Genomic DNA, 3938 nt, shown 5'->3' with positions numbered 1-3938 from the left:
GGCCTGGCGCGCAACTACCCGGTCTATCTGTCCACCAAGAACACCATCCTCAAGGCCTATGACGGCCGCTTCAAGGACATCTTCCAGAAGGTCTTCGACGAGGAGTTCAAGGCCGAGTTCGACGCCCGCGGCCTGACCTACGAGCACCGCCTGATCGACGACATGGTGGCTGCGGCCATCAAATGGTCCGGCGGTTTCGTCTGGGCCTGCAAGAACTACGACGGCGACGTCCAGTCCGACGTGGTCGCCCAGGGCTTCGGCTCGCTGGGCCTGATGACCTCGGTGCTGATGACCCCCGACGGCAAGACCCTGGAGGCCGAGGCCGCCCACGGCACCGTCACCCGCCACTACCGCCAGCACCAGAAGGGCGAGGCCACCTCCACCAACTCCATCGCCTCCATCTTCGCCTGGACCCGCGGCTTCAAGCACCGCGGCAAGCTGGACGGCAATCAGGCCCTGATCGACTTCGCCGAGACCCTCGAAAAGGTCGTCGTGGACACGGTCGAGAGCGGCTCCATGACCAAGGACCTGGCCCTGCTGGTGGGCGACCACCAGAGCTGGCTGACCACCGAGGGCTTCCTCGACAAGGTGGCCGAGAACCTGACCAAGGCCATGGCCTGATCCACCGGCCCCAAGGACGTTTCTGGGGCCGATCTGAGCAGCGGCGCCGACCCCGGTCGGCGCCGCTTGCCAATTTCAGACCCTGTCGCCGGAAAAAACAGGGTGCGAATTGTCCGAATAGTCCGAAATCGCCTCCCCGGATCGTCCCGCGCCCCATGGCCCGGGGCAGTATAAGGGCGTGGGCGGAGCGGGGCGGAAAACGCGGGCTGGAGCGGCACGACGCCTTTTGAAACAGGGCCTTGGCGGCCGGGACCCGGCGGCGTTCGCGCCCCAAACACCCGTCATCGTCCGGCCTGACCGGACGATCCAGACTCACGGCGTCGCAGGTATGCGCATCTCGGCGTGACGCGGCGCCTGGTCAAACCTCACTGGGTTGGCGGGGCTTCGAACGATCGGCCTGTCGTTCGTGAGCGAGGCGCAGAAACGCCGCCAGATCCATCAGCCAGTCCCGCTGCCCCGGCCGAAAGCTGTCATGCAGGGCCCGGGGGATGACAAGTTGCAACGATTTCGCGCGCATCTCATCGGTCTGATTCTCGGAAGTCCCTGGCTCCAGGGTCAATAGGTGCTTCTCGCCGATGCGGACAGCTTCCGAAAGGACCTGCCGCCATCGATCCTTCAGCGTGGACTTTGCGCCCAGCATCATAAGCCGGGCGCTGGGATACGTAGGGTCAGCGTACTCCGCGACGCCAGGAAAGAGGAAGTCCGGCTTGTTCCGGTTTTCCGTCAGAGCGCCCCGCGCAAACTTCAGGCCGTGGGCCAGGAACACCGCTTCCAGATGGTTCTCAAGGGCCTGGCCTGCCCTGGCTTTCCGACGGTTCTGGACGCTGAGCGAGAACGACAGGAACCCGTCCACATCCACCGCCCCCTGGTCCTGAAATCCATTCGTGATGCGTTCCGCGACGACCCTGTGCTCAAGCCGCCGGAACAGCTGCTCCTCCCGGTCGAGCCAATCCACCAGCGCCCGGTCCGGGTCATCAACCGCGTCCACTTCAGGCAAGGACTTTCGCGCCAGGTCGGAGAACACCCTCGTCGACGGGAAGACGAGGCCGAAGGGCTCAATGAGGCCATCAAGGTGAGCGGCCTCGGGCTCCTCCGGCTCGATCGCCAGTTCATCCAGAATGTACCGCGCGGCGAAACCGAGCTCGATGTCCTTTCCGGTGTCGAACCGGTGGATGGAGACCCCCTTCTCGGGAGGAGGCTCGAGCCCGAACAACCAGAGGATCTGGTTCTCCGTGGTGGCGTTTGCCGGCACCACTACAACCAGGAACGTCCCGTCCTGCTTCAACGCAACGATCAGCAGATCGCCTGTCTCCATACGCTCTGTGACGGGGTTGCCTGAATAATACAGATGGTACTCGGGCGACCGGGGTTTGCCCTTCCTCACGTTAGACCAGCTCAGAAAGCCGCTCTCCGTCAGGGAGCCTTGGTCGTCGGACAGCCAGATGAACTCGGCGTCCACGCCTTTTCGATCATCGTCGCCGAGAAGCTGACGAAGCGGCTGGATCCCCTGGAACTCGTGCTGATTTGACCGGGCGGTGATCGTCTCGACCAGCGTCAGTCGCTTGGCGACCGCGCCGACGAAGAGGTTTGACAACATGCCGCGCCGCATAGCTAGGCCCCCCTGATGACCAGACTGCTCCGCTGGGATCGTAGCCAGTCGGCGCAGCACTGCGAAATATCATCCAGATCGAGGCGTTCGCGACCCTTCAATGCACATTCCCAGATCGTGGCGACCCGCCATCCGTCAGACAGCAGCCGCTGCTCCGCCAAGCCGTCGACCTCGCGGTTCCGGGCGATCTTTGCGCTCCAGAACTCCGGCCGTGTCTTCGGCCATTTGAATAGATGGCAGTCGTGGCCATGCCAGAAGCATCCATGCACGAAGATCACCGCCCGATACTTCGGGAAGCACATGTCCGGATTGCCCGGCAGGTCCTTGCAGTGAATCCTGTAGCGAAAGCCGCGCGCATGCAGGGCCTTGCGGATCAGCAGTTCGGGTTTGGTGTTCTTGCCCCGGATCCCGGCCATCATGCGGCTGCGGGTCGCCGGGTCGACGACGTCAGCCAACCGCAGCCTTCGGACGTTTTCCGAGAGCGGCGAACAGGTGCGGCTTCATATGTTCGGCAACGGCTTTCACGGCAGGGACAACAACAGAATTCCCGAACTGGCGATAGGCCTGGGTGTCTGACACCGGAATGATGAAGTCGGCGCCGCGCGGAGAGTCAAAACCCATCAGGCGCGCACACTCGCGGGGCGTCAGCCGACGGGGCGCCTTGCCCTCCTGTTTGATCAGGATTTCCGACCCGTCCTTGTAGTAGCGGGCGGACAGGGTCCGTGCCACGTCATCCGGCCCCACCAGGCCAAAGCCGAAGCCATTGCCCGCCGCCTGATGCTTCTCCTTGTACCGCTGGAGATAGTTCCAGAGGTGGTCTGTCAGGGTGTATTTGTCCGCTACCCGGCCCGAGTTGCCGACCGTGTACTTCTGATCCGGGATTTCCGACTCATCGGCTTCGCGGTGAAGAATATCCCGCAACTTCGGTGCAGCTTCCGGAACCTTCATGTCCGCAAACCGGAAATCCTGGTCCTCCCGGAAGCCCACGATGAAAATCCGCTCGCGGTGCTGGGGCGTCCAGTAGCGTCCATCGATCACGCGGAAATCGATCGTGTAACCCAGCTCATTGGTCAGCACGTCCTTGATGGTCTGGAACGTCTTGCCCTTGTCGTGGCCGACGAGGTTGCGAACATTCTCCAGCAGGAACGCCGCCGGGCGGTGATGGGCGATGATCCGCGACACATCGAAAAACAGCGTGCCCTGGGTCTTGTCCTCAAAGCCGTGGGCCCGGCCCAGCGCGTTCTTCTTGGACACGCCCGCGATGGAGAACGGCTGGCAGGGGAAGCCCGCCAGCAGCACGTCGTGCGGCGGGATATCGGTCACCTCGACCTTGGTGATGTCGCCGTTGATCTCGTGAGCGTCGTCGGGGAAGTTCGCCCGGTAGGTCTTCTGGCTGTACTTGTCCCATTCGCTTGTGAACACGCAGCGGCCCCCGATGGACTCAAAGCCGCGCCGCAGTCCGCCGATGCCGGCGAACAGGTCGATGAAGGTGAATTCTGCGTCGCCCCCGCCTTCGTTCGCGGGCTGAACAAGCTTGAGCGGAGGATTGTTCGGGACCGGCGCCGGTTTGACGGGCCCATCAATGTAGCCGAGCGCAACCGCCTTGTCGGCCAGCGCCTGGCCAGCTTGCTTCACCATGAGGGCATACTCCGACACGGCTGATTCCCGTGATTCTCAGGGTGACAGATTGCCGGGTCGCCGCCAGGAG

Annotated in this window: 4 protein-coding genes; 1 reads left to right on the top strand and 3 read right to left on the bottom strand. The window is 63.4% G+C overall.

The genetic code is table 11. From position 1 onward, the window contains the following. Nucleotides 1–621, top strand: a 621-nt coding sequence (locus C0461_RS13705) for an NADP-dependent isocitrate dehydrogenase (protein ID WP_292107787.1), incomplete at its 5' end; no start/stop codon positions are given. Between the two features lie 358 nt (nucleotides 622–979). Here C0461_RS13705 and C0461_RS13700 read toward each other — a convergent pair. From C0461_RS13700 to dcm, 3 genes are read right to left on the bottom strand one after another with little or no spacing between them, the layout of a single operon-like run. Next, a complete protein-coding gene (locus C0461_RS13700; protein WP_292107785.1) occupies nucleotides 980–2230 on the bottom strand; it encodes a type II restriction endonuclease in 1251 nt (416 codons plus the stop codon). A 2-nt stretch (nucleotides 2231–2232) separates the two neighbouring features. Further along, nucleotides 2233–2685 (bottom strand): very short patch repair endonuclease, encoded by a 453-nt coding sequence (locus C0461_RS13695; protein ID WP_292107783.1) that lies wholly within the window; start codon nucleotides 2683–2685, stop codon nucleotides 2233–2235. Further along, a complete protein-coding gene (dcm, locus tag C0461_RS13690; RefSeq protein ID WP_292107781.1) occupies nucleotides 2678–3868 on the bottom strand; it encodes a DNA (cytosine-5-)-methyltransferase in 1191 nt (396 codons plus the stop codon). The genes C0461_RS13695 and dcm overlap by 8 nt, the downstream gene beginning before the upstream one ends. Nucleotides 3869–3938 lie beyond the last annotated feature (70 nt).

The organism is Brevundimonas sp. (genome assembly GCF_013823285.1).
Taxonomy (GTDB): domain Bacteria; phylum Pseudomonadota; class Alphaproteobacteria; order Caulobacterales; family Caulobacteraceae; genus Brevundimonas.
Note: the sequence above shows the minus strand (reverse complement) of the source record. Positions and strands in the feature narration are given on the sequence as shown.

What these genes read in the sequence shown, in the direction of transcription:
- C0461_RS13700 (WP_292107785.1), bottom strand. Translation starts at nt 2,230, where the DNA reads ATGCGGCGCGGCATGTTGTCAAACCTCTTCGTCGGCGCGGTCGCCAAG.
- dcm (WP_292107781.1), bottom strand. Translation starts at nt 3,868, where the DNA reads ATGGTGAAGCAAGCTGGCCAGGCGCTGGCCGACAAGGCGGTTGCGCTC.